The organism is Streptomyces sp. NPDC031466 (assembly GCF_055581265.1).
This window is the reverse complement of the sequence record NZ_JBVIJT010000007.1, coordinates 190,057-215,377: the sequence shown is the minus strand read 5'-3', so window position 1 is coordinate 215,377 and position 25,321 is coordinate 190,057. Positions and strand designations below refer to the sequence as shown.

21 protein-coding genes, 1 tRNA gene and 2 pseudogenes are annotated in these 25,321 nt (G+C 72.8%); 17 read left to right on the top strand and 7 right to left on the bottom strand.

Features of this window, described 5'->3' with window-relative positions; genetic code table 11:
• Positions 1–10: 10 nt before the first annotated feature.
• Positions 11–591 (bottom strand): annotated as a pseudogene (locus tag ACZ5GP_RS18960) (HD domain-containing protein).
• An 11-nt stretch (positions 592–602) separates the two neighbouring features.
• Positions 603–689: pseudogene (locus tag ACZ5GP_RS18955) on the bottom strand (transcriptional regulator); the annotation flags it as partial.
• 238 nt (positions 690–927) lie between these two features.
• On the opposite strand from ACZ5GP_RS18955, the gene ACZ5GP_RS18950 reads away from it, so the two are divergent.
• The 4 genes from ACZ5GP_RS18950 (at position 928) to ACZ5GP_RS18935 (ending at position 4,214) form a co-directional block, all read left to right on the top strand.
• Positions 928–1,569, top strand: coding sequence for an HAD family hydrolase (locus ACZ5GP_RS18950; RefSeq protein ID WP_468751935.1), 642 nt, complete (start codon positions 928–930; stop codon positions 1,567–1,569).
• Positions 1,570–1,675: 106 nt separating this feature from the next.
• Positions 1,676–2,851, top strand: a complete 1,176-nt coding sequence (locus tag ACZ5GP_RS18945; protein ID WP_468751934.1) for a helix-turn-helix domain-containing protein — start codon at positions 1,676–1,678, stop codon at positions 2,849–2,851.
• 303 nt (positions 2,852–3,154) lie between these two features.
• Positions 3,155–3,556 (top strand): hypothetical protein, encoded by a 402-nt coding sequence (locus ACZ5GP_RS18940; protein ID WP_468751933.1) that lies wholly within the window; start codon positions 3,155–3,157, stop codon positions 3,554–3,556.
• A gap of 253 nt (positions 3,557–3,809) precedes the next feature.
• A complete protein-coding gene (locus tag ACZ5GP_RS18935; RefSeq protein WP_468751932.1) occupies positions 3,810–4,214 on the top strand; it encodes a hypothetical protein in 405 nt (134 codons plus the stop codon).
• Positions 4,215–4,303: 89 nt separating this feature from the next.
• Here the strand turns inward: ACZ5GP_RS18935 and ACZ5GP_RS18930 are convergent, their stop codons facing one another.
• Positions 4,304–5,359, bottom strand: a complete 1,056-nt coding sequence (locus ACZ5GP_RS18930; protein ID WP_468751931.1) for a LacI family DNA-binding transcriptional regulator — start codon at positions 5,357–5,359, stop codon at positions 4,304–4,306.
• A gap of 300 nt (positions 5,360–5,659) precedes the next feature.
• On the opposite strand from ACZ5GP_RS18930, the gene ACZ5GP_RS18925 reads away from it, so the two are divergent.
• From ACZ5GP_RS18925 to ACZ5GP_RS18910, 4 genes are all read left to right on the top strand, one after another.
• Positions 5,660–6,970 carry an ABC transporter substrate-binding protein gene (locus ACZ5GP_RS18925; RefSeq protein WP_468751930.1) on the top strand — a complete coding sequence of 437 codons (1,311 nt, stop codon included), beginning with the start codon at positions 5,660–5,662 and terminating at the stop codon, positions 6,968–6,970.
• 5 nt (positions 6,971–6,975) lie between these two features.
• On the top strand, positions 6,976–7,983 hold the full coding sequence (locus tag ACZ5GP_RS18920; protein ID WP_468751929.1) for a carbohydrate ABC transporter permease: 1,008 nt from the start codon (positions 6,976–6,978) through the stop codon (positions 7,981–7,983).
• On the top strand, positions 7,980–8,891 hold the full coding sequence (locus ACZ5GP_RS18915; protein ID WP_468751928.1) for a carbohydrate ABC transporter permease: 912 nt from the start codon (positions 7,980–7,982) through the stop codon (positions 8,889–8,891). Before ACZ5GP_RS18920 ends, ACZ5GP_RS18915 begins: the two co-directional genes overlap by 4 nt.
• A 100-nt stretch (positions 8,892–8,991) precedes the next feature.
• Complete coding sequence (locus tag ACZ5GP_RS18910; RefSeq protein WP_468751927.1) at positions 8,992–10,401, top strand: GH1 family beta-glucosidase; 1,410 nt, start codon at positions 8,992–8,994, stop codon at positions 10,399–10,401.
• A gap of 34 nt (positions 10,402–10,435) precedes the next feature.
• On the opposite strand, the gene ACZ5GP_RS18905 is transcribed toward ACZ5GP_RS18910, so the two are convergent.
• Together ACZ5GP_RS18905 and ACZ5GP_RS18900 are read right to left on the bottom strand one after the other, a co-directional pair.
• Entirely contained in the window at positions 10,436–11,299 is an 864-nt protein-coding gene (locus tag ACZ5GP_RS18905) for a spermidine synthase (RefSeq protein WP_468751926.1), read from the bottom strand.
• A 55-nt stretch (positions 11,300–11,354) separates the two neighbouring features.
• Complete coding sequence (locus ACZ5GP_RS18900; protein ID WP_468751925.1) at positions 11,355–11,810, bottom strand: hypothetical protein; 456 nt, start codon at positions 11,808–11,810, stop codon at positions 11,355–11,357.
• Between the two features lie 294 nt (positions 11,811–12,104).
• Between ACZ5GP_RS18900 and ACZ5GP_RS18895 the strand changes: the two genes are divergently transcribed.
• Positions 12,105–13,598, top strand: a complete 1,494-nt coding sequence (locus ACZ5GP_RS18895) for a tetratricopeptide repeat protein (protein WP_468751924.1) — start codon at positions 12,105–12,107, stop codon at positions 13,596–13,598.
• Between the two features lie 29 nt (positions 13,599–13,627).
• Here ACZ5GP_RS18895 and ACZ5GP_RS18890 read toward each other — a convergent pair whose 3' ends face one another.
• Complete coding sequence (locus ACZ5GP_RS18890; protein ID WP_468751923.1) at positions 13,628–14,221, bottom strand: histidine phosphatase family protein; 594 nt, start codon at positions 14,219–14,221, stop codon at positions 13,628–13,630.
• A 231-nt stretch (positions 14,222–14,452) separates the two neighbouring features.
• Between ACZ5GP_RS18890 and ACZ5GP_RS18885 the strand changes: the two genes are divergently transcribed.
• The 7 genes from ACZ5GP_RS18885 (at position 14,453) to ACZ5GP_RS18855 (ending at position 21,084) form a co-directional block, all read left to right on the top strand.
• Complete coding sequence (locus ACZ5GP_RS18885; RefSeq protein WP_468751922.1) at positions 14,453–15,406, top strand: phosphatase PAP2 family protein; 954 nt, start codon at positions 14,453–14,455, stop codon at positions 15,404–15,406.
• Positions 15,333–16,481 carry a hypothetical protein gene (locus tag ACZ5GP_RS18880; RefSeq protein ID WP_468752155.1) on the top strand — a complete coding sequence of 383 codons (1,149 nt, stop codon included), beginning with the start codon at positions 15,333–15,335 and terminating at the stop codon, positions 16,479–16,481. Before ACZ5GP_RS18885 ends, ACZ5GP_RS18880 begins: the two co-directional genes overlap by 74 nt.
• 257 nt (positions 16,482–16,738) lie before the next feature.
• Positions 16,739–18,325 carry a hypothetical protein gene (locus ACZ5GP_RS18875; protein ID WP_468751921.1) on the top strand — a complete coding sequence of 529 codons (1,587 nt, stop codon included), beginning with the start codon at positions 16,739–16,741 and terminating at the stop codon, positions 18,323–18,325.
• Positions 18,325–19,689, top strand: coding sequence for an AAA domain-containing protein (locus ACZ5GP_RS18870; protein WP_468751920.1), 1,365 nt, complete (start codon positions 18,325–18,327; stop codon positions 19,687–19,689). The genes ACZ5GP_RS18875 and ACZ5GP_RS18870 overlap by 1 nt, the downstream gene beginning before the upstream one ends.
• A gap of 112 nt (positions 19,690–19,801) precedes the next feature.
• Positions 19,802–20,155, top strand: a complete 354-nt coding sequence (locus ACZ5GP_RS18865) for a hypothetical protein (RefSeq protein WP_468751919.1) — start codon at positions 19,802–19,804, stop codon at positions 20,153–20,155.
• Positions 20,156–20,300: 145 nt separating this feature from the next.
• Positions 20,301–21,020, top strand: a complete 720-nt coding sequence (locus ACZ5GP_RS18860; protein ID WP_468751918.1) for a bifunctional DNA primase/polymerase — start codon at positions 20,301–20,303, stop codon at positions 21,018–21,020.
• A tRNA-Lys gene (locus ACZ5GP_RS18855) sits at positions 21,011–21,084 on the top strand. Before ACZ5GP_RS18860 ends, ACZ5GP_RS18855 begins: the two co-directional genes overlap by 10 nt.
• A gap of 79 nt (positions 21,085–21,163) precedes the next feature.
• Here the strand turns inward: ACZ5GP_RS18855 and ACZ5GP_RS18850 are convergent.
• The gene (locus ACZ5GP_RS18850; protein ID WP_468751917.1) at positions 21,164–22,468 is read right to left on the bottom strand and encodes a M6 family metalloprotease domain-containing protein; all 1,305 of its coding nucleotides are present in this window, start codon (positions 22,466–22,468) and stop codon (positions 21,164–21,166) included.
• A 438-nt stretch (positions 22,469–22,906) separates the two neighbouring features.
• Here ACZ5GP_RS18850 and ACZ5GP_RS18845 point away from each other — a divergent pair, with 438 nt between their 5' ends.
• Positions 22,907–24,991 carry a putative bifunctional diguanylate cyclase/phosphodiesterase gene (locus ACZ5GP_RS18845; RefSeq protein WP_468752154.1) on the top strand — a complete coding sequence of 695 codons (2,085 nt, stop codon included), beginning with the start codon at positions 22,907–22,909 and terminating at the stop codon, positions 24,989–24,991.
• Positions 24,992–25,321: the final 330 nt, after the last annotated feature.

Here is a 25,321-nt window from a genome sequence, read left to right as displayed (position 1 = left end):
TGTGGCGGGGTCAGCCCTTCTCGCCCATGGCGGCACGCAGCCACTCCAGGGGAGACTGCTTGAGCAGTTCATCGGCCAACCGCTGCCCGGACTCCGTGACGATGCGTGCTCGGCTGTTGTCGATCCACCGTTGGGCTTCGGCGTACCCCTGGGACCTGTACTCCAGGCCCTGAAGCATGCACTCCAGCTTGTCGGCGTCCCGTGCGCAGATGGCCTCGGGAGATTCCTTGGCCTCGTATTCGGCGACCAGGGCGCGTACGGCGGTGCGCAGGACCTCGGGCATGCCGGCCGTCTGGTCGGCGGTCACCGCCTCGGGGTCACCGGGCGCGGCGTACTTCTTGCCCAGGTGGTTGACGTCGCCCGTGCGGATCTCCTGGGAGTCGTGCCACACCGCCAGGTGCGCGGCGCGAGCGGCGTCGGCGCCCTCCAGCGTGGCGATGACCGAGGCGATCACGGAGGTGCGCCATGCGTGTTCCGCCACGCTCTCCGGGTCCGGACTCCCGCCAGCCACCAGCCGGTTCGGCGCGCGGCCTTCAGTGTGCCCGCCTCCCACAGGAAGTGGGCCACCTCTGTGAGTTCCTGATCAGCCACGGTGTCCCCTTTCACGCCTCGGCGAGGCGGATTGCGTACCGAATGCCCTCCAGCTCCCGTCTGGCCTGCGCGGAGAGCTCCACGTCATCCAACATCACGGACCGAATGGATCGACCCGCGATACGCCCAGCTGGTGTCGGCGTGGAAGCGCACACAGCAGCCCGCGTCATGTGAGTCGACGGTGGGGCTCTGCCGGCCCTGCCCGATGCGTTCGGGCGCCGACCGCCCGGCGGTGGGTGAGGACACAGGCGGGCGGAGCTGACAGCACCCGGGGCACGTTCGCCAGGACCTGGAGTTTGAGGGCATTTTGGCCGGCCCGCAAGCTAGGGTCGCCGGATGATTCCCACCATCGCATTCGACGTGGGCGAGACCCTCATCCGTGATGACCGCTATTGGGCGTCGTGGGCCGACTGGCTCCGCGTGCCACGCCACACCGTGTCAGCTCTTGTCGGTGCCGTGGTCGCCCAGGGCAGGGACAACGCCGACGCGCTCCGCCTTCTCCAGCCCGGCCTCGACGTCGCGTCGGCGTATCGAGCACGTGAGAAAGCGGGACGAGGCGAGCACCTGGATGAAAGCGATGTGTACGAGGACGTGCGCCCCGCGCTCAACGCACTGCGCGAGCAGGGAGTCCACGTCATCGTCGCGGGCAACCAGACCGTAAGGGCAGGTGAGTTGCTGCGTACTCTGGAACTGCCCGCCGACCTGATCGCCACGTCCGGGGACTGGGGCGTCGCGAAGCCCTCATCCGCCTTCTTCGAGCGCCTGATCGCGGAGGCCGGCGTCCCGGCCGGGGAGATCCTGTACGTGGGTGACCACCCGCAGAACGATGTCTTCCCCGCGCATTCAGCCGGGCTGAGGACAGCACACCTGCGACGTGGTCCCTGGGGTCACCTGTGGGCGGACGACCCGGACGTGGCGGCGGTGGCGGACTACCAGGTCGATTCGCTCATGGACCTCGTGGCCATCGCCGCGGGCTGAGCGTCGCCGAAGGGAACCCGCCCGCACGCCCAAGTGGGCCCGTTCGCGCACCAGCGTGTCACCGCGTGGATACGGTTCGGAGTGGACGCCTCGAACCGGAGTGAACATGACCCCACTTGACGAGGGCGGCGTGGGCAGACGCATCGCCGCTGCCCGCAAGGCCAAACGCCGACGACAGGCCGACCTCGCCCGTGACGCCTTCGTATCACTCGCCATGATCAAAGCGATCGAGCGCGGTGCCCGTCGGCCGAGTGACGCCACCCTCGAAGCGATCGCCGGCGCACTCAGTGTCGATCCCACCCGGCTCCTGTCCTCCTTCACCGGAACCGAGCGCCGCGTACATGCTGCGCTGCCCGGCATCTCCGCGAGCATCGCCGCCTACGACGTGCCCGCAGGGCCACCGCGCCGCAGCCTCGCCGAGCTGAGACAAGCCGTCAACCAGTCCGTCGACTGGCGGCTCGCCGCGCAGTACGGACTCATCGCCCAACATGCGGCGGCGCTCCTGGAGGAGACACTCGCCGCCCTCCACACCGAGACGGACCGACGGGCCACGGCCCGGCTCATCGTGAGTGCCGCGCGCTCCGCAGACGCGGTTGCGTACAAGTACGGCGCCCGCGATCTGTCCGCCCGCCTCATCGACCTCATGCGGTGGGCGGCTCAACAGGTCGAAGACCCGCTCCTGGCCGCGTCGGTGTCATACGTACGCGCAGAGACCTTCTTCATTGCCCGAGCCCACGAGACGGGCACCCGCGCCCTGGAAGCGGCCATCGATGCGGCGCCTACCGTGGCCGACCAGCAGACCGCCGCCGCACGGGGCGCACTCCACATGCGGACCGCCGTCATCGCGGGTCGGGCGAACAAGGCGGACATCGCCGAGCAGCACCTGCGTCTGGCCCGCGAGCTGAGCGAACGCGTGCGCGAGGGGACGTATCTGGGCACCGCGTTCGGCCCGGAATCGGTCCGGATCCATGAGGTGTCCGTGGCCGTCAGCCTGGGCAGCGATCACATTGCCCGCGCCTTCGACATCGCCCGGCAGTGGGCCCCCTCCGCCGATCTGCCGGCGGAAAGACGCAGTGGGTTTTGGATCGAGCTGGCCCGAGCCCAGATGTGGGGACACCGATTTGACGCGGCGTTCGAGTCCCTGAAGGTGGCGCGCCTGATCGCCCCGCAACACACGCGCGAGCACCCTTGGGCCCGCGACATCGCAGCGACCCTGCTGCGCCTGAAACGCGCGGATGAGGAGTCTCTGCGTCACTTCGCGGGATGGCTCGGCGCGGTCTGAGGCAACCCCTTCCGCTGATCTGAGGGGATACACGGTGTATCCCCGACCGGCTCAACCACCGCCCATGATCTGTGCATCGACAACCACAGGTCAGGGGGACACGTGAACCGAGAGCCCAGCGAGGAGACACGTCTCGCCTTCAACGACTCGGCAAGCATCGTCGGCCTCCGCGTGCCGTCCCGGATCCAGTGGCCCGCAGCACACCCCGGAGGCCAACAGGTGATCACTTCAAGGCCTCTCCCAGCGGTCGAGGACTGGCTCGCTCACACTCAGCCCAGCGCGCGACAGGCCCGGCATGAGTGGATGGACAGAGGCATCGCGCTGCTCCCGCTCGGCCGGCGCTTCGAGGCGGTCCGCCTCCCCGAGCGCCTCGTGCTCGCGGCACTGTGCACGACCGACCCGCAGCAGATCGCCGTCCTGCTCGGCCGTGCCCTCAACGGCCCCGTCATCCACGACAACCGAGCCATGGGCGGCACGTACTACGCCCTCACACGGCCCCGCGCCGGGCGCGCGTGGACACACGAGGCCATCGCCCCGTGCCTGGGGACGGGCACCTACCTCGGCGTACCACGGCTCGACCGCAGGGAGCCGCCCGGCACGCACTGGACGGTCCCGCCGAGGTTCGCGGGCGATCTGTGCGAACCCTGCACGGTAGCGGCACTCATCACCTACGCCGTGAGGGTCAGCCGGGAAGCAGAGCAATGACCTCCCAGCCCAGACCCCCGGAGCCGAGCCCGGTGGAGATCCGCCATGCGATCGTCCGGCACACCTACGACTGCCCCACGTGCAAGTCCATGGGCCGCATCTGCGCGAAGGGCCGCCGCCTGCGCCGAACCCTGGAAACCGCGCGTGAACAGACCTCCGTACCCCAAGGAAAACGGGGCCCAGAATGAGCGAGGGCACCCGGTATTACTGGCGTTGCGACGCCGGGTCGGCCGCCATGAGAGGAACGACCACCATGCGCCCCGCCGCGTTCCAGGACTTCGCCGCCGCCCTGTTGAAGGGCGCCCCCAACGTCCAGCGCGTACGGCCGCTCCCCGAGGCCGGAGACACCACGCACCCGTATGGTCTGGCCGTCACCGTCGACGGACGTGAGACCCGGTGGCAGGTGATCGGCCGGCTCGCCGAGGACTCCAAGCACGACACCCCTACAGCAGCCATCCACGGCGCGCCGGCGCCTTTCGCGGCGGCCCCGGTCACGGGAGCCCCGGACGCGTGGCTCGCCGCCGTCATCGGCGGGGCCGAGTCGTCCGGGATCGCATCCCTGGAGGTCTGGTCGGCCCGCGAAGGCCGTGGCGGTGAGCAGCAGGGCCTGACGGTCGTCTGGCACAACGGCGAGAAGACATTCGTCCGCAGGGTCTGACCTCAGGCCACCGGTCGAGCCGCCGAGTGGCGAAGCGCACCACGCCCGCCGTCCGCTCCCGCCCCCGGTCCGCGAGGCAGGCCCGCCCCTCAGGACGACGCCCGCTCCACCAGTTCCGTCGGCAGGACCAGCTGGCGGCGCTCCAGGCGGCGGGCCGCGGCGGGGCGGGTGTCCGCGATCTCCGCGAGCAGCAGGTCGATCATCGCCCGGCCCATCTCCTCTATCGGCTGGCGCACGCTCGTCAGCGGGGGATCCATGTGCCGCGCGATCGCCGAGTCGTCGAAACCGACCAGCGCCACGTCGTCCGGTATGCGGCGCCCCGCCTCCCGCAGCGCCTGCCGGGCGCCCGCCGCCATCACGTCGGAGCCCGCGAACACCGCGTCCACCCCGGGGCAGGCCGCCAGCAGCTCCCGCATCGCCCGGTGCCCGCCCTCCTCCGTGAAGTCGCCCTGCGCGATCAGCCGCTCCTCGACCGGCCGGCCCGCGTCCCGCAGCGCGGCGCGGTAGCCGTCCAGGCGGCGCTGGGCCCCGTACACGTCGAGGCGGCCCGTGATGGTGGCTATGGCCGTGCGGCCGCGCGCCAGGAGGTGGTCGACGGCCGAGCAGGCCCCGGCGAAGTTGTCGGAGTCGACCGAGGGCAGCGCCTCGTCGGCGGAGCGGCGGCCGCTGATCACCGCGGGGATCTCCAGCTGCGTCAGCAGGTCGGGCAGCGGGTCGTCGGCGTGCACCGAGACCAGCAGGACGCCGTCGACGCGGTGGGCCGCGAGGTACTGGGCCAGGCGCTGGCGCCGCTGGTCGCTGCCCGCGAAGATCAGCAGCAGTTGCAGCTCGGTCTCGCTCAGCTCGGCGCCCACGCCGCGCAGCACGTCGGAGAAGTACGGCTCGGCGAAGAAGCGCGTCTCGGGCTCGGGCACGACGAGGGCGATCGCGTCCGTGCGGTTGGCGGCCAGGGCGCGGGCCGCCGTGTTGGGGACGTAGCCCAGTTCCGCCACGGCGGCCTCGACGGCGGAGCGGGTCGCCGCGCTCACCCGCGGCGAGCCGTTGATCACGCGGGAGACCGTGCCCCGCCCCACGCCCGCGCGTGCGGCGACCTCCTCCAGGGTGGGTCGTCCGCCGCCGCGGCCGCGTGCCCCGTGAGCTGCCATTGTCCGCCTCCCGTCACACTGCCCCGGCGAGGAATGTAACAGCCGGATCTTCGGCGGGCCGATGGGTCGAGGAGCGGGTGGCCCGTAACAGCCCGATAACCGAAGCCGTAACTCCCTGTCCGGTCCCTTGACACCCCCGCCGTCAGCAACCAGTCTTCAAGCAATCACCTGTGGGAGCGCTCCCACGCTACCTGAACCGTACACATCCCGCACGTTCCCCGCCCGAGCCGCAGAGTGAACCAACGGGCCCAGCAGTGCAGTTGGCCGGGGGGTCGGCACGTCAGGCAACAGGAGGACGTCATGCACACGAGTTCCCGCCGCACCCGCCGGTTGGTGACCTACGCGGCCGTGACCGCGTTGGCCACGAGCCTGCTGGCCGCTTGTTCGAGCGACGACGACAGCGACTCGGGGGGCGACGGCAAGATCACGCTCAATGTGGGCACCTTCGGTGTGCTGGGGCTGAAGCAGGCAGGCCTTTACGACGAGTACGAGAAGGCCCACCCGAACATCAGGATCAAAGAGAACGTCATCGAGCGCAACGACGCCTATTACCCGAAGCTGCTCACCCAGCTGCAGTCCGGCGCCGGGGTCAACGACGTGGCGGCCATCGAGGTCAGCAACATCACGGAGATCGTGCAGACCCAGGGCGCCAAGTTCGAGGACCTGGGCAAGGCCGAGGGCGTGGACAAGTCGGCCTACCTCGACTGGAAGTGGAAGCAGGCGACCACGGAGGACGGCAAGACGGTCGGCCTCGGCCTCGACATCGGCCCGACCGCCCTGTGCTACCGCAAGGACCTCTTCGAGAAGGCCGGGCTGCCCACCGACCGCGAGGAGCTGGCCGAGGCATGGGCGGGCGACTGGGACAAGTACGTCGCGCTCGGCGAGAAGTACATGAAGAAGGCGCCCAAGGACACCAAGTTCGTCGACTCCGCCTCCAGCGTGTACAACGCCGTCTTCGCCGGTGCCACCGAGCGGTACTACGACAAGAGCGGCAAGGAGATCTACGACGAGAGCCAGGGCCGCAAGGACGCCTGGGACACGGCGATGAAGGTCGCGCGGGGCGACATGTCCGCCAAGCTCAAGCAGTTCGACCCGACCTGGGACCAGGGCTTCGCCAACGGCAAGTTCGCCACCGTGGCCTGCCCCGCCTGGATGGCCGGCTACATCCAGGAGAAGACGGGCCCGGACGGCAAGGGCAAGTGGGACATGGCCAAGGCGCCCACGGACGGCAACTGGGGCGGCGCGTTCCTCGGCGTGCCGAGCGCCGGCAAGCACAAGAAGGAGGCCACCGAGCTGGCCGTCTGGCTCTCGAAGCCCGAGCAGCTCGCGAAGATCTTCGCCAAGCAGGCCAGCTTCCCCTCCACCCCGGCGGTCTACGGCAAGCTGAAGCCCTCGGCGGCGACCAAGGCCTACTTCAGCGACGCGCCCATCACGCGGATCTACGCCGACATCGCGAAGAACATCCCCACGGCCGTCTACGGCCTCAAGGACGCCCAGATCGGCCAGTCCATCACCGACATCGGGGTGCTCCAGGTGGAGCAGCAGGGCAAGTCTCCCGAGGAGGGCTGGGAGGCGGCCCAGAAGGAGATCAAGGATGTTCTGGGACAGTGACGGACATGTCCGAGACCGCTGAGTACGCCGAGACCGCGTCCCCCGGCAAGGGGGACGCGGCCCCGGCCGCGTCGGAGGGCCGCGCCCCCTCCCCCGTGGCGCCCGCCTGGCGGCGCCGCCTGTACCGCTGGGACACCAAGGCGTCGCCGTACGTCTTCGTCGCGCCGTTCTTCCTCTTCTTCGGCGCCTTCGGCCTCTTCCCGCTGCTCTACACCGGCTGGGCGTCGCTCCACCGGCTGGAGCTGACCAACCTCGACGACAGCACCTGGCTCGGCCTGGAGAACTACACCAACCTGCTCGGGAGCGACTACTTCTGGAACGCCCTCGGCAACACGTTCAGCATCGGGGTCATCTCCACCGTCCCCCAGCTCGCCATCGCGCTCGGCATCGCCCATCTGCTCAACTACAAACTGCGCGGGTCCACGCTGTGGCGGGTCGCGATGCTCGCCCCGTACGCCACCTCGGTGGCCAGTGCCTCGCTGGTGTTCACGCTGCTGTTCGCGTGGGACGGCGGCATGGTCAACTGGCTGATCGGGTCGGTCGGCTTCGACCCGGTCAACTGGCGTGAGTCCTCCTGGGGTTCGCAGTTCGCGGTGTCATCGATCGTCATCTGGCGGTGGACCGGCTACAACGCGCTGATCTATCTGGCCGCCATGCAGGCCGTGCCGCACGACCTGTACGAGTCGGCCTCGCTGGACGGCGCCTCGCGCTGGCAGCAGTTCCGGCACGTGACCATCCCGATGCTGCGGCCGACGATCCTGTTCACGGTGGTCGTCTCCACCATCGGGGCGACCCAGCTCTTCGGCGAGCCGCTGCTGTTCGGCGGCACGGCCGGGTCCAAGGGCGGCGCCGACCACCAGTTCCAGACGCTCGGCCTGTACCTGTACGACCAGGGGTGGATCAACGGTCACCTGGGCCGGGCCTCGGCCGTCGCCTGGCTGATGCTGCTGCTCCTGCTGCTGATCGCCGCGGTCAACCTGCTGATCGCCCGACGCCTGAGGAGGGACCGATGAAGTCCCCCACCCCGGTCCGGACGTCCCCGGCCCCGGTCCCGACGTCCGGCCCCACCGGCCGGTCGCGGACCCTGGGCCAGAAGGCCGGCCGCACGATGCACGCGGGACCGCTCACCTATGCCGTACTCGCCCTGTTCACGGCGATCTCGCTGGCGCCGCTGATCTGGACGGCGATCGCGGCCTCGCGCACGAGCGGGCGGCTGGCCCAGACGCCGCCGCCGCTGTGGTTCGGCGGGAACCTCTTCAAGAACCTCGAACGGGCCTGGACCGAGGCGAGCCTCGGCGACGCGATGCTCAACACCACCATCGTCGCGGGCAGCATCACCATCGGCACCGTCCTGTTCTCCACCATCGCCGGATTCGCCTTCGCCAAGCTGAGGTTCAGGTTCAGCGGGGCGCTGCTGATGCTGACCATCGGCACGATGATGGTGCCGCCGCAGCTGAGCGTCGTACCGCTGTACCTGTGGATCGCCGACCTGCAGTGGACCAATCAGCTCCAGGCGGTGATCCTGCCGACGTTCGTGAGCGCCTTCGGGGTGTTCTTCATGCGGCAGTACCTGCTCCAGGCGCTGCCGAGCGAGCTGATCGAGGCGGCGCGGATGGACGGGGCGAGCAGTCTGCGCATCATCTGGCACGTGGTGTTCCCGGCGGCGCGGCCCGCGATGGCCGTCCTCGGCCTGCTGACGTTCGTCATGGCCTGGAACGACTTCCTGTGGCCGATCATCGCCCTCAACCAGTCGAACCCCACCGTGCAGGTGGCGCTCAACTCGCTGGGCACGGGATACATCCCGGACCGAGCGGTGATCATGGCGGGCGCACTGCTCGGCACGTTGCCGCTGCTGCTCGCGTTCGTGCTGTTCGGCAAGCAGATCGTGAGCGGCATCATGCAGGGAGCGGTCAAGGGCTGAGCCTCCGGGGGCCGAGCGCCCCCGGACCTCCCCGCACCCCCCGTTCTCCCGTTTCCCCTCTCCTCTTCCGTACCCTTCCCCCTTCCATGGGAGCGCTTCCATGCCTGAATCCCTGACCTTTCCGGCCGGTTTCCTCTGGGGCGCCGCCACCTCCGCGTACCAGATCGAAGGTGCCGTACGCGAGGACGGCCGCACCCCCTCCATCTGGGACACGTTCAGTCACACGCCGGGCCGCACGGTCGGCGGCGACACCGGTGATGTCGCCGTCGAGCACTACCACCGCTACCGCGACGACGTGGCGCTCATGGCGGACCTCGGCCTGAACGCCTACCGGTTCTCCGTCTCCTGGTCGCGGGTGCAGCCCACGGGGCGCGGTCCCGCCGTCCAGCGCGGCCTGGACTTCTACCGACGGCTGGTCGACGAGCTGCTCGCACAGGGCATCGAGCCCGCCCTGACCCTCTACCACTGGGACCTGCCACAGGAGTTGGAGGACGCGGGCGGCTGGCCGGCGCGCGAGACCGCGTACCGGTTCGCCGAGTACGCGGGGTTCGTCGCCGAGGCGCTGGGCGACCGCGTCCACTCCTGGATCACGCTCAACGAGCCGTGGTGCAGCGCCTTCCTGGGTTACGGCTCCGGCGTGCACGCCCCCGGCCGCACCGATCCGGCGGCCGCCCTGCAGGCCGCGCACCACCTCAACCTCGCGCACGGCCTCGGCACCCAGGCGCTGCGCGCCGCGCTGCCGGCCCGCGCCCGCGTCGCGGTGAGCCTCAACTCCGCGGTGGTGCGCCCGCTCTCGTCCTCCCCCCGGGACATGGACGCCCGGCGGCGCATCGACAACCTCGCCAACGGGATCTTCCACGGGCCGATGCTGCACGGCGCCTACCCGGCGGACCTGCTGACGGACACCGCCGCCATCACCGACTGGTCGTTCGTCCACGAGGGCGACCCGGCCGCCATCCACCAGCCACTGGACGCGCTCGGCCTCAACTACTACACGCCCACGCTGGTCTCGGCCGCCCCGCGGGGCACCGAGGCGGCGCGCGCGGACGGGCACGGCGCCAGCGAGCACTCCCCCTGGCCCGGCTCCGAGGACGTCGCCTTCCACCAGACGCCGGGCGAGCGCACGGAGATGGGCTGGACCATCGACCCGACGGGGCTGCACGAGCTGATCATGCGGTACTCCCGACAGGCCCCGGGGCTGGCGCTGTACGTCACGGAGAACGGCGCGGCCTGCGACGACAAGCCCGACGCGGAGGGCCGCGTCCACGACCCGCAGCGCATCGCCTACCTCCAGGGCCATCTGGCCGCCGTCCGCCGCGCCCTCGCCGAGGGTGCCGACGTCCGCGGCTACTACCTCTGGTCGCTCCTGGACAACTTCGAATGGGCGTACGGCTACAGCAAGCGCTTCGGCGCGGTGTACGTGGACTACGAGACGCAGGCCCGCCTCCCGAAGTCCAGTGCGCACTGGTACGCGGCCGTCGCCAGGACGGGGGAGCTGGTCGTCGACTGACCCCGCGGGCGGCGGGGGCCGGGGGCGCGCGAGGTCAGCGGAACACCGAGGGCGGTGGCGGCGGCGAGGCGACCGCCCGGGCGTCCGTGACGGCACTCGCGCCACCGCTGAAGTCCCGCAGTCCGCGCCCGTGTTCGACGCGGGCGGGGTGGGGGTCGCTCGCGCTGCGCCGGGTCAGCTCGGCGACGGGCAGGGCGTGGTCGCCGGCGAGCAGGACGGCGTTGCCGAAGCGCTTGCCGCGCAGTACGGCGGGGTCGGCGACGAGCGCCAGTTCGGGGAAGAGGACGGCGGCGGTGGCGAGCTGGCCACGCAGATGTGCGAGCGGCGGCCCGTCGGCGAGGTTGGCGGCGTAGTACCCGCCGGGCGCCAGGACCCTGGCCACGTCGGTCAGGAATTCCGTGCTGGTGAGGTGGGCGGGCGTGCGGGCCCCGCTGAAGACATCGGCGATGACGAGGTCCGCCCAGCCGTCGGCGATCTTCGCGAGGCCCTCGCGGGCGTCGGCGGCGCGCACCCGGACGCGGGCCTGCGGGTCCAGTGGCAGCGCGCGGCGGACGAGTTGGATGAGCGCGGTGTCGCGCTCCACTATCTGCTGGGTGGAGCGGGGGCGGGTCGCCGCTATGTAGCGGGCGAGGGTGAAGGCGCCGCCGCCGAGGTGCACGGCTCGTATCGGCTTCCCGGCGGGCGCGACGAGGTCGGCGATGTGCCCGAGCCTGCGCTGGTACTCGAATTCGAGGTACGTGGGGTCGTCCAGGTCCACATGGGACTGCGGGGCGCCGTCCAGGAGCAGCGTCCAGGCGCGCGGCCGATCCCGGTCCGGCAGCAGCTCGGCGAGCCCGCCGTCCACCTTCTCGACGACGGCCTCGGACGCCGCTTCCCGGGATCGCCTGTTCCTTGCCATCGGACCATTATCGGCGTCCGGGGCGGGGGCGGCCCGCCGGCGGTGCCCGGAGCGGTCAGCGGCAGTTGTCGGCGGCCTCGATGGTGCGGGCCGCCTGGCCGAGCGCGGCCCGCAGCACGGCGGGGTCCGTGACGGGGTCGGTCTCGTGGCCGGGCGGCAGCAGCCAGCCGGTGCCCTCGACCGGCGGCTCGGGGACGCGGGGGCCCGGGGCCGGCTCCGCGGACAGCCGCAGGCCGCGCCCGGAGGTCTGCGTACAGGCGCTGCCCGGCAGGTCCCAGCCGTCGGCGGTGCCCGGCGGCACGAGGAAGCCGAGGGTGTCGCAGCTCCCGTCGTGCAGGACGGGACCGATGGTGTCGCCCGCGCCGCGGCGCAGGATGTCGACCGCCTCGAAACCCTGCCGCGCCGGGACGGTGACCAGATCGCAGGACGCGTCGTCGCAAGGTGCCGCGCCGCCGGGTGGAGCGCTGCCGTTCGGACCGGAGTCGCTGTTCTGCATGCCGAGCTCCAACAAGGGGACCCTCCTCGCGAGTGCGGGAGCTGTTTCCGGGCTCCCGCTCCGCACGGTTCAACGCGAACCGGCGTCAACAGGCACTGCGGCACGCCGCCGCAAAGGATGGCAGTTCATGGCAGATCGTGGGCGAGATATCCGGTTTGTGGGCAAACCCCGTGTGTCGGACCCGTCACAGCGGGTACGTTCGTGCTCCGCCGGAACAGGGGCCGCCCCGCGAGATCCCGTGCGCGGGCGCGGCGTCCAGTGCGCCAGCGTGTGCGCGGTCCGGCACGCTCCGCACGAGAGGGTCCGGCCATGGCGTCCTCACCGATGGCATCGTCAACTCAGTCCCCGCGACCGAACCTCGCCTTCCGGCAGTTGCGCGGACAGCGCTCGCCGGGCGAGTTCGCCGCCGCCGTCCGCCGGGCCGCCCGCGAGATCGGCGAGCGGGTCAGCTGCGACGCGCGCTACGTCGGGCGCGTGGAGGCCGGGGAGATCCGCTGCCCCAACTACGCCTACGAGCGGGTGTTCCTGCACATGTTCCCGGGCCGGACGCTGACCGACCTGGGGTTCGCACCGCGCGCACAGGTGCGGGGCAGGGCGGCCCGCCCGGACTCCGAGGCACCGCCCGCCCCCGCCGTGGTCCACCCCCGCGGACCCCGGCGGGCCGGCACCACGGACCACCCGCACACCACGATCCCGTCGTACGAGTCCCATCCGTCCGGGTCCGACCCCCGCGCCTGCGATCCGTACGCGATCCAGACTCCCGAGGAGAGCGACGTGCAACGTCGCGCATTCATGACCCGCTCCACCGCCACCGTGGTCACCGCGTCCCTGGCGCCCATCGGGCTCGCTCCGGCCGCCCGCGCCGAGGCGCCGGCCCGGCACGGCCGCAGGGCGGGCGAGGCCGAGGCCTGCGCGGTCGAGGAGGCCGTGCGCAGGATCAGGCTGCTCGACGACCGGCACGGCGCCGACGGCCTCTACCGGCGCGCGGCCGCTCCCCTGCGCACCGCCTACGCCCTGCTCGACGCGGGCACCACCCGGCAGTCCGTCTCGGACCGGCTGTACGCGGGCGCCGGGGAGCTCGCCATCTCGGTCGGCTGGCTCGCGCACGACTCGGGCCGCTTCGACGACGCCCGCTCGTACTACGCCGAGGCCCTCGCGACGGCCCGGGTCGCCGACGACCCGGACCTTGAGGCGCACGCCTTCTGCAACACCGCCTTCCTCGCGCGCGACGCCGGGCGCCCCCGGGAAGCCGTGCGGGCGGCGCAGGCGGCCGGCCGGGCGGCCCGGCACCGCGGCTCCCACCGGCTGCTCTCCCTCATCGCGCTGCGCGAGGCCGGGGGCTGGGCGGGGCTCGGCGACCGCGCGGGCTGCGAGCAGTCCCTGATCCGGGCGCACGCCCTCTTCGAGCGCGGCGCATCGGACGCCGACCCGGAGTGGATGAGCTTCTACGGCCGGGCCGAACTGGAGGGCCTGGAGGCGCAGTGCTGGTCCGCCCTCGGCGACTGGGCGCGGGCGGCCCGGCACGCGCGGCACGCGGCGGCCACCGCCGCCGCGCAGACCCCGCAGTTCACCCGGAACATCGCGCTCTACACCGCCGAGCTGGCCGACGACCTGGCCCGCGCCGGACGCCCCGACGAGGCGGCGACGGCGGGCCTGCGCGTGCTCGACCTCCTGGACGAGGTGCAGTCCTCCCGCATCCAGTCGATGCTCGCCACGACGGCCCGGGTGCTGCTGCCGCACCGCGGGGCCCACGGGGTGGGCGGCTTCCTGGAGCGGCACGCCGCGCTGCCGCGGGCCGTGTAGACGTACGTACGGGCGAGGGGGCCGGCCGGTCAGGCCAGGTGGCCCGTCTCGTTCCACGACTCGATGGCGGGCTCTCCGTAGGCCCAGCCGAGGACCGAGAGGGACGTCGGGTTGAGGCGGATGCGGGACGCGAAGGCGATGTCCAGGCCCAGCCAGCGGGCGCCGATGACCCGCAGGATGTGGCCGTGCGCGAAGATCAGCACATCGCGCTCGGCGCCGCGCGCCCAGGCCACGACCTCGTCCGCGCGGGCTGAGACCTCCGCGAGCGTCTCACCGCCCGGTACGCCGTCCCGCCAGATGAGCCAGCCCGGGCGGGCCGCCCGGATGTCGGCCGGGGTCAGACCGTCGTAGTCGCCGTAGTCGAACTCCATGAGCGCGTCCCACGGACGGGCGCGCTCCCCGAAGCCGGCGATCTCACAGGTCTCCCTCGCACGGGAGAGCGGGCTGGTGCGCACCTCGACGTCCGGCAGACCGTCGTAGGGCGGGCGGTGCAGCCGTTCCCCCAGGAGCTTCGCGCCGCGGCGGCCCTCGTCCAGGAGCGGGATGTCCGTCCTGCCGGTGTGCTTCCCGGACAGTGACCATGCGGTCTGTCCATGCCGGGCCAGCAGGATGCGGGGTGCCATGCGGGGACCTCTCCACGTGCTTTTCGCTGCTCGTTCACTGCTTTTCACGGACAGCTCGTGCCCGCCCCTCCATCATCACCCACCCCGGATCGGACGCTCACCCGGCATCGCAACCCCTCGGCCGATCTCTGCGTCCCCTACCACCGGGGGCACCACGGCGGTGTGCGCGCAAGCCGTAAAGTGACCCGGCGGCCTACACCGCGGAAACACAGATGATGGGGGAACGACCGGATGCCGAAGACCTACGCACCGGGCACCGGCCGCATACCCGAGCACCGGCTCCGCTGGTGGACGGAGCTGCCGTTGCTCGTGCTCGTGTACGCCGCGTACTCGGCGGGACGGCTGCTCGCCCGGGGCGATGTCGCCGGCGCCGTCGACCACGGCGTCGGCATCCTCAAGGCGGAGCAGTTCCTGCGGCTCGACGCGGAGAGCCCCCTGAACCGGCTGTTCACCGCCCACGCCTGGATCGGCGTGCCCGCGGACTTCTGGTACGCCTCGCTGCACTACCTGGTGACGCCCGCCGTCCTGATCTGGCTCTTCCGCAGCCACGCCGTGCGCTACCGCGCGGCACGCGCGTGGCTGATGCTCTCCACCATGATCGGCCTGATCGGCTTCACGCTCCTGCCGACCTGCCCGCCGCGGCTGCTCAGCGCGGGACACGGCTTCGTCGACACCATGGCGCAGTACAGCGACTACGGCTGGTGGGGCGCCCAGGCGAGCGCGCCGCGCGGGCTCGGCGGCATGACCAACCAGTACGCGGCGATGCCCAGCCTGCACGTGGGGTGGGCGCTGTGGTGCGGCGTGATGCTGTGGCGGCACGGGCGCTCCCCGCTGACGCGGGTCGCCGCGGTCGCCTACCCGCTCGTCACCACCCTCGTCGTGATGGGCACCGCCAACCACTACTTCTTCGACGCGCTCGCGGGCGCCGGCGTGATGGGCGTCGGGCTGCTGCTCGTACGCCCCTTCCAGCGGCTCACGGACCCCGTGACGGCCCGGCTGCGGGAGCGTTTCACGCGGGGCCCGGGCGCCCCGTCCGCCACAGAGTCCTCGATTGTCGGTGGCGAGTGCCAGACTTCGACGCGTGAGCGACTTCCCCGACAGCGCACGCACAGTGCCCGCCCAGGCGTCGAGCCGAGCGTCCAGCCCGCCGAAGCGGGGGACGGCGCTGCGGCAGCGGCTCGCTGAGCTGCGCGGCACCGACGTCCCCGCACAGCCGCTGGACGCCCGGGCGCTGGCCGCCCTCGCCGCCAACCCCGGTTGCAGACGGCGTGCGCTGCTCGACGGCGCGGGCGTCGACAAGACGGCGCTCGCCCACTCCCTCGGCTCGCCGTCCGGCTTCGGGCAGTCGCAGTTCGCGTTCATGCGGGGCAACGCGTTCGAGGCGCGGGTCAAGGCCGACGGCGGCGCGGAACTGCTGCGGCTGACCCACGGGCGGCTGGGCGGCGGGCCCGAGCCCGTCCCCGGTGAGGCCGCGGTGCCCGACCTGGCGGCGGCCGGCCCCGAGGGCCGCGCCGCCCGCACCGCGCTGGCGCTGCGCGAGGCCACGGCCTGCGGCGGCTGGACGCTCCTCGACCACCCCATGCTGGCGCTGGAGGTCGCGGGGACGCTCGCCTTCCTGGAGCCGGACGCGGTGGTCGTCCATCCGGACGGCGGCTGGACGGTCGTGGAGATCAAGTCCTTCCCGATGATCGACGGTTCGGCGGACGCCGCCAAGGTGGGTGCGGCCGCGCGGCAGGCCGCGGTGTACGCGCTGGCGCTGGAGCGGGTGGCCGGGCGCCTGGACCCCGTCCCGCCGGTCCGGCACCACGTCGTGCTGGTCTGCCCCAAGGACTTCTCGAACCTCCCGACGGCCTCGGCGATCGACGTCCGCAAGCAGCTGTCGGTGACCCGGCGGCAGCTGGCCCGCCTCACCCGCGTCGAGGACATCGCGGCGGAGTTGCCCGAGGGCACGACCTTCGACGTACACCGCCCCGCCGCCGAGCTGACGGCCGCCGTCGAGGCGGTCCCCGCGACCTACGCCCCCGAGTGCCTGTCCGCCTGCGAACTGGCCTTCCACTGCCGCACCCGGGCCCGCGCCCAGGGCGAGGTGACGACCCTGGGCCGCGCCGTCCGGGGCGAACTGGGCGGCCTGACGACCATCGCCGAGGTCCTCGCGGCGGCGAGGGGCACGTCGGGCGACGCGGACGACCCCGCGGTGGCGACGTTGCGCCGGGCGGCGGAGCTGCGGGCGGCCGGCGTGGGCGCCTCGGGGGATTCGTGAGGGTGACCGGTGTTCCCCACCCGCCTGCCCGTGCCTGCCCCCGGGCAGGGGGTCCTTCGGTACGCGGTGGACGCGGGGCAAACGGGTGGGTGGGTGGGAAGCATCCGCCGCGGAGCGGCGGGACAGGGCAGCCCAGGCCACAGACCCCGCGCCGGGCAATCACACAGTCCCCCTGGCCGCTCGACGCGGGGCAAGGGCGCATCCGCCGCGAAGCGGCGGACAGGGCACCGCGAGCCGTACCGGAAGAAGGAGCGTCCGTGTCACTGATCGACAGTCTCGCCCGGCTGGAGGCCGCCGAGACCGGCCGCGCCCGGCCGAGGGCGACGGCCCGGCACCGGCACATCTCCGAGCGCCCGCTGGTCCTCGTGCCGCTCACCACCGCCGGTGAGGCAGGCGCCCCCCTCGGCGCCCTCGTGGGGACGGAGCGCACCTCGCCCCGCCTCCTCGTCGTGCCCCAGCCCCGCGACCGCGACCTCCGCTTCGCGTTCCTCGCGCAGCTCGCCGAGATCGTCCTGCCGTACATCGAGGCGTACGGAGACGACGTCGAGGCGGCCGAGCGCAGCGAGACCGACCCGGAGACCGGCAAGCGCGTCAAGGTCGAGGTCGAACTGTGCGCGGACGCACCGCAGTTGATCGTCCCCAGCCGCGCCGGCATCGAGTTCGTACGGCTCCTCGGCCGCTCCATGCGGTTTCGCCGTACCGCCGAGCAGGACCCCGACACGCCCTACCCCGCCCCGCCCCGCGTCCCCCTCCTCGGCCGGTGGCTGACGCACTTCGGGGAGCGCGCCCGCGTCCCCGGCTCGTCCCTGCTCGTCGCCATGACGGAGCTGCTCTCCCGGCACTGGGCCACCGGCCAGTCCAGCCTGGAGGACCAGCACCTGGGCGCCCTGCTCGCCTGGATCGAGGCCCCGGAGGGCACCTCGGGCGCCGAGGCCGCGCTCCGTGCCGAGCTGGCGCGCGACAAGGACGGACAGTTGCTGTGCCCGCCCGCGGGCCCCGCCACGGACCCGGCGTTCGACAACGACCTGCTCGCCCCGGCCATCGAGCGCCACGACCGCGCGCGCACCGCCCTGGCCGCCGCCGAGGACGGCGTCGAGGCGGACCGGCGGCTGGCCGCGCTGACGGCCGCCGAGCGGGAGATCCGCGCCCTGATCGAGAGCCGGACCCGCCCCACCTGGGACGCGGTCTGGCGCGGCCTGGACACCCTGTGCACCCTGCCCGCGGCCGCGCACGACGCCGACCGGTGGACCCGCGACCGCTGGTCGTTCACCGCCCACCGCGACCGGGTGGCGGCGGGCGAGCCCCCGCAGCCCCGGGTCGACGACGCGATCACCGCGGCGAACAAACTGGCCACGCGCGAGCGCGAGCAGGCCCGCCTGGACGCCCAGGAGGCCCTCGACGACCCCCTGGTGATGGCGGGCCGGCGCCTCGCGGGCGAGGCCTTCGCCGGTGAGGTGACGGAGGTCGTGATGGCGTACAGCGAGGCCAAGAGCCCCCGGCCGCGCCCCCTGGTCACCGTCCGTACGGACGACCGCCCGCACCTCGGCGAGCGCGCGAAGGTGTACCGCTCCCTCCAGGGCAGGCCGCAGACGGCCGAGTTCGTGGCGTACGAGGGCGCGGGCGTCGTCGTGCTGCGCCTGACCGACAAGATGGGCCGGGGCAAGGAGCCGGAGCCCGGGTCGGTCCCGGAGAAGGGCGACCGGGTCTGCTGGACGCTCTTCGAGCACGAGCAGCGCGGCGGCCCGAAGCTGCCGGACCCGGAGGCCACCCCCTGGACCCATGGCGGTCCGCCCTCCGACACCCCGGAGAGCCCTGATCCCGTGACCGTGGAGGACATCCTGTGATGCAGCTCGCCCCGCCCGCGGGCGGCACCTTCGACCCCGGCGCGGAGGCCGCGCGCGCCACGGACGCGATCCTGCACGACACGCTGCACGGCGCCCACCGCGGTGTCGTCGTCGACTCCCCGCCCGGCGCCGGCAAGTCGACGCTGGTGGTCCGCGCGGCCCGGGAACTGGCCGCGGCCGGCCGCAGGCTGATGGTGATCGCGCAGACGAACGCGCAGGTGGACGATCTCGTCCTCCGCCTCGCCGAGAAGGACCCGGAACTCCCGGTGGGCCGGCTGCACAGCAGCGACCCCGATCCGTACGACAAGGCGCTCGACGACCTGCCGAACGTGCGCAAGTCGACCAAGGCGGGGGACCTCGCCGGCCTGGACGTCGTCATCTCGACGGCCGCGAAGTGGGCGCACGTCGACGTCGACAAGTTGGACGCGCCGTGGGGACACGCCATCGTCGACGAGGCGTACCAGATGCGCTCGGACGCGCTGCTCGCCGTCGCGGGGCTCTTCGAACGGGCGCTGTTCGTGGGCGACCCGGGCCAGCTCGATCCGTTCTCCATCGTCGGCGCCGAGCAGTGGGCGGGCCTGTCCTACGACCCCTCGGCGTCCGCCGTCATGACGCTGCTCGCCCACAACCCCGAGCTGCCGCAGCACCGGCTGCCGGTGTCCTGGCGGCTGCCGGCGTCGGCGGCGCCGCTGGTCTCCGGCGCCTTCTACCCGTACACGCCCTTCCGCAGCGGGACGGACCACGGGGACCGCGCGCTGAACTTCGCGGTGCCGTCGGACGGTTCGGCGCCGGACCGGGTGATCGACGAGGCGGCGCGGGCGGGTTGGGGACTCCTTGAGCTGCCCGCGCGGAACACGCCGCGCACGGATCCGGAGGCGGTGCGGGCGCTGGCGCGGGTGGTGCGGCGGCTGCTGGACCGGGGCGGCGCCGCCACCTCGGAGCGCGGCCCGCACCCGGTGCCGCTCACGGCCGACCGCGTCGCCGTCGGCACGGCCCACCGCGACCAGGCGGCGGCGGTGCGGGCGGCCCTCGCGGAGCTGGGCGTCCCGGACGTCACGGTGGACACGGCGAACCGGCTGCAGGGCCGCGAGTTCGACGTGACGGTCGTCCTGCACCCGCTGTCCGGGCGCCCCGACGCCACGGCCTTCCACCTGGAGACGGGCCGCCTCTGCGTGCTGACGTCCCGGCACCGGCACGCCTGCATCGTGGTCTGCCGCGCCGGCGTCGACACCCTGCTGGACGACCACCCCTCCACCGAGCCGGTGCAGCTGGGCGTCACGGTGAAGTTCCCGGACGGCTGGGAGGCGAACCACGCGGTCCTTTCGCGGCTCGCGGAACACCGGGTGCCGTGGCAGACCCCGTAGGGGCTGTGTCCCGGCAGGATCGCGCCCCTTACGGGGCCCACTTGTGCCACCGGGGAGAATGGAAGACGGCCGAACGCCGCATGGGCGGCACCGCGTCGTACGAGGAGGAACCATGGCGGAGCCCGAGCGGCCCCGGACCGAACAGCGCATGCGCCCCGCGCCCCTGCTCTTCGAGCCCGCCGAGGCGGCGGCCGACCCCGAGCACTTCTTCGACCTGGAGTCGATCGAGGACCCCCGCGAGCTGCTGGACCGGGCGACGGAGCTGACCCACGCGTTCCGTGCCGCGACGGACCGGTCCGTCGAGTTCCAGGCCATCGCGGCCGCCCAGCTCGCGGACCCCCGCCGCTTCGACCGGCTGACGCCCGCGCTGATCGCGGAGCGCGCGGAGTGGACCGAGGACTACGCGAAGAAGATGGTCGAGTTCGGCCGGAACCTGCTGCGCGGGGGCGGCGAAACGCGGGGCTGAGGGCGGAACAGCGTCGCACCGGCAATGATCTTGTGCGCTCTTGCGGCATATGCCCGAGGGCACGGTACTCCTCCTCGCCCCCGGCCGTCCCGGCTTCCGGCAACTCTCCGAAAGGGTGCGTTCACCCAGGGTAGATCTACCTGTCATGGATACAGGCACCCGACTCCGCGCCCGGAAAGCCCCCGCGACCCCGCCCCCCACGGCGTCCGGCGCCTCCACCGCTCCCGGCGGCCCCAGCACTTCCGGCACCCCCAGCGCTTCCGTCCGCGACGCCCGCGAGATCACCGCCGAGGGAGCCGCCTGGCTCGCCTCGGCCGAAACGTATCCGCGCAGCGCCCTCGCCCACTGGCGGGCCCGGCCCACCGCGCCCGTCGTCCTCCCCTGCGGCACCGCCTTCGACGTGGTCAGCGTCCCCACGGTCTTCGGACGGCGCATGCTCGACCGGTTATGGGCGGAGGGGCCCGGCTCGGGCCCCGTCGCCGACCACCGCGGCCGCATGCTGCTCTTCGCCACCCCCGGCACCGCCTCGCGCCTGCCCTCGCTCCTGGAGTGGGAGGAGTGGGGCCCGGCCGTCCCCTCCGTGCTCTGCCACGGGACGGGCGACGCCATCACCGTGCCGCCGCTCAGGGCCGGCGCCGACGGGACCCCGGACGCCCCGGAGCCCGCATCCGAGGCCGCGCCCCGCCCCGCGCCCCGCTGGCTGGTGGCGCCGGACAGCCGCCACCCCTGGCTGCCGGGGCCCGAGGTGATGCTCTGGGCCTGCGTCCGGGCGGCCCGCGCGGCGGCCTCCTCCGCGGTCCGTATATCGATTTTTCCTGGCGGCGATCAGGGTGCTAAGGTCTACGACGTCAGCAGGCGCCGCTAGCTCAGTTGGTTAGAGCAGCTGACTCTTAATCAGCGGGTCCGGGGTTCGAGTCCCTGGCGGCGCACAGACAGCAAGAAGCCCCTCGCGCGAGCGAGGGGCTTCTTGCGTATCCGACCTCCCCGGCGCCTGGTCTTCCCTGCCCCTCAGCCGACCGCGACCTTCACCGTCCAAGCACCCGACGCCGTCCGCGCCTCCACGTCGATCTCGACGCGCAGGTCCTCGCCGGGCACCCTGAAGCTCTCCCCCACCCGCACCGGGGCGTCCGCCAGCTGCGGGTAGACCGAGTCGCCCCAGCAGGACTCCGTCTCCGGGTGGGCGTCGACGACCTCGATGGGGCCGCCGCCCGACGCCGTGCCGTTGCGGACCTCGTAGACGAGCACACCCTCCGTGCACGCCGCGTGGTCGTTGCCCACGGCGCCCCGCCCCTCCAGGGCGATCGCCGTGTCCGGGCCCGTACGGACCACCGCGAGCCGGGTGCCGCCGACCGCGCCGCCCGTGGCCGGCGCCGACAGCGGCTCCAGGGTCAGCCGCTGGGCGCCCGCCGCCACACAGCGCACCTGACGGGACTCCAGCCAGCTCAGCTTCCACTTGTGCCAGCCGAAGAGGTCGGGCGCGAGGCCGAACTGGCTGCCCATGACGTCCCAGTCACCCACATGGGTGTCCCAGTCGCCCTTGCCGTCGGTCGGCCGGTGATAGAGGTCCGGCAGGTCGAAGACGTGGCCCGTCTCGTGCGCCAGGACGTTGCGGTCCGGCGGATGCCGCTCGAAGACGGTCACGACGCGCCGGATGTCGGTGCCGTCGGCCCGCATCGGCCGGTCGAGGTTCACCACCTTCGTGGCGTCCGAGTCGACGCCGGGCGCGTCCGGGTCGGCGACGAAGTAGACGATGTCGTACCGCGAGAAGTCCACGTGCGGATCGGCCGCGGCCAGCGCGTCGCGCAGATAGGCGGCGCGGCGCTTGGCGTTCCAGTCACGCTGTATCGCGTACGCCATGGAGGCCCGCGGCATCTCGACCCACTCGCGCCGCGGATGCGGGCTGAGCCGGAACTTCCCGTAGGAGGCCTGCTCGAAGAAGCGGCTGGTGGCGGGGAAGTGGTCGGCGGCCAGCTCCTCGGGTGTGGTCAGCGGCGGGGAGTCCGGAAAGGACAGGAAGACCATGACCGCGTCCAGGGTCCTGGCCGGGCGCGGATAGGCGGTGTTCCAGGTGTCCAGGCCCTCCGAGTGGTGTGCGGCGGTACGGCGCAGCTCGCACGGGCCCGCGGCGGCCTCGGCGGTGGCCGGACCCGCGACGAGCGAGGTGGCGGCCAGGGCAGTCAGCGACGTGAGCAGCGCCCCGGTGCTGCGCAACCGGGGGTCCCTCCATGGCCTGGGGTTCCTCCCTCCACGGGTGAGTCCCCTGGGGGGGAGCTGACGCGGCACGTCGACCTCCGGGTGCGGAATGCGGGACACCCCACCCACCTTGTGGCGACTTGCGGCACTTTGCCCTGTTTGCCTGGCCCTTCCGGGTGAGGAGTGGGCGCAGGCGCGACACCCCGAACGCTCACGGAACGTCACAAGCGGTCGAGTCCCGAAGAAACCAGTTCAGCGCCGAGCAGAAACGATCTGCCGGTGGCGGTGGCCCCTGGCCGGTACGGCCACACGGCTGGATAGGGCATCTGGCGGGCCTCTATGATCGGCACACTTTCCTGCGCGGGCCCGGTCCCCACACCGCCGCCCGCCACCTGCCCGCCGCCCGACGAGACCTGTTCGAGAACAACTGCACTGCGGGAGCAAGCGGTGAACGGAACGTCCCAAGGGCCCACCCCCACGGCGGCCACGCAGTCCGGCCGAGCCCGCCCTGTCGTCACGGACCGTCGCGACCGGGAGCGTGAGCCGGTGTGCGAGCCGATGCGTGACCCGATGTGTGACCCCGGGCGCGGTCCTGCGTGCGGCCCGGAATGCGGTCACGCCGGCGGTCCGGAGCGTGCGCCGGTGCGCGGTCCGGTGCGTGCTCCGGAGCGGAGCCCTCAGCGCGAGGCCGAGCGGAGTCCCGCGTGCGAGGCGGACCGGTGCCGCGAGAGGGAGGTCGGCCCCCATCCCGAGCGCGGCGCGTCGGAGCGGGGCCCCGGGCGCGCGTTGGAGGAGCGGGGCCCTCGGCATGAGTCGGAGCGGGGCCCTGGGCGTGAGTCGGAGCGGGGTTCCGGGCGTGAGTCGGAGCGGGGTTCCGAGCGTGCCCCGCGGCGGGATCCGGCGGGTGAGGCGCGGCAGGCCGACTACCACGGTGCCTTCACCCACGCCCCGCTCGCCCTCGCCGTCGTCGACGGCGAGGGCCAGGTGGTCAGCGCCAACGACGCCTTCGCCACCCTCCTCGGCACCACTCCCGGAGCGCTGTGCGGAGGCATCGCCGCCGACCTGGTCGACCTGGCCTCCGACGCCCGCACCTGGCACGCCTACCGCGAGGTGCTCCGCGGCCGGCAGGCCAGGCTGCGCTGCACCCGACGCCTGAAACACCCCGACGGGCACTCGCTGTGGGTACAGGTCACGGTCTCGCCGATGCCGGAGTCCGCCGAGCGGGGCGGGGGCCGGACCGTCCTGCTCTCCGCCGCCGACATCAGCGCGCGCCGCGAGCTCCAGGCCCGACTGCGCCACGTACAGATGCACGATCCGGTGACCCGGCTGCCCAACCGCAACCTCTTCTTCGAACGCCTCGCCGCCGCGCTCGAAGCGGGCGCCTACGACGACACGAGCACCGGCCGGGTGGGCCTGTGCTACCTGGACCTGGACGGGTTCAAGGCGGTCAACGACACACTCGGCCACCGGATCGGCGACCGGCTGCTCGCCGCCGTCGCCGAGCGGCTCACGCGCTGCGCCGACCAGGCCGGGTACGGCACGGTGTCGGCGCCGCTCGTGGCGCGGCTCGGCGGGGACGAGTTCGCGCTGCTGGTGGAGGACTCGACCGGGACGCAACAGCTGACCGACCTCGCCGACGCGGCGCTCAAGGCCCTCCAAGAACCGTTCGACCTGGCCGGGCAGCGGCTGTCCGTGTCCGCGTCGATCGGCGTCGTGGAGCGGCGCGCGGCGGGCACCACCACGACGGGGCTCATGCAGGCCGCCGACACCACGTTGTACTGGGCGAAGACGGACGGCAAGGCGCGCTGGACGCTCTTCGACCCCGAGCGCAACGCCCACCGCATGACCCGGCAGACCCTCTCCAGCTCCCTGCGGCCCGCCGTGGAGCGCGGCGAGTTCGTCCTGGACTACCAGCCGCTGGTGGGCCTCGACCACGAGGACGTGCAGGGCGTCGAGGCGCTGGTGCGCTGGCGGCACCCCCAGTTCGGGCTGTTGACGCCGAATCGGTTCATCGGACTGGCCGAGGAGGACGGGTCGATCGTCCAGCTCGGCCGCTGGGTGCTGCGCACCGCCTGCCGGCAGGCGCGCCGCTGGCAGCTGGCGCATCCCGAGCGGGAGCCGGTGTTCGTCAGCGTGAACGTGGCGGTGCGGCAGGTGTGGGACTCCGACCTGGTCGTGGACGTGGCGGAGATCCTCGCCGAGACCGGCCTGCCGGCCCGGCTGCTCCAGCTGGAGCTGACCGAGTCCGCCGTCATGGGCTCGGCAGGGCGGCCGCTTCAGGCCTTGCAGGCGCTCAGCGACATGGGGGTGCGGATCGCCATCGACGACTTCGGTACGGGGTATTCGAACCTCGCGTACCTGAGCCGGCTGCCGGTGTCCGTCCTGAAGCTGGACGGGTCCTTCGTGCGGGGTTTCCAGTACGGGGAGGGGGAGGAGCACATCAATCCCGCCGACGAGGTCATCGTCGAGGCGCTGGTGCGGCTGGCCCATCGGCTGGGCATCACGGTCACCGCGGAGTGCGTGGAGACGGTGGAGCAGGCTGTGCGGTTGCGGCGCATCGGGTGCGACACCGGTCAGGGCTGGCTCTACTCCCGCCCTGTCCCGGCGGATCGCATCTCCGCGCTGCTGCGGGCCGCCGCGTAGGCCCCGAAGGGGCACGAGAAACGGTGCGGCCGGTCGTCGGCGACCCACGCAGGTACATCCGACCGCAGCAGCCCGTCCACACCCGCGGGCCGCAGGTGGGTTGCTCGCGCCGTTCCCCGCGCCCCTGGGCGGGTCTCACATCCCGGCACAGAACACACCCCCTCAGGGGCGCGGGGAACTGCGCGGCCAGCCACCGGCGACCCCCACAGACACATCCGACCGCAGCAGCTTGTCCACACCCGCGGGCCGCAGGTGGGTTGCTCGCGCCGTTCCCCGCGCCCCTGGGCGGGTCTCACATCCCGGCACAGAACACACCCCCTCAGGGGCGCG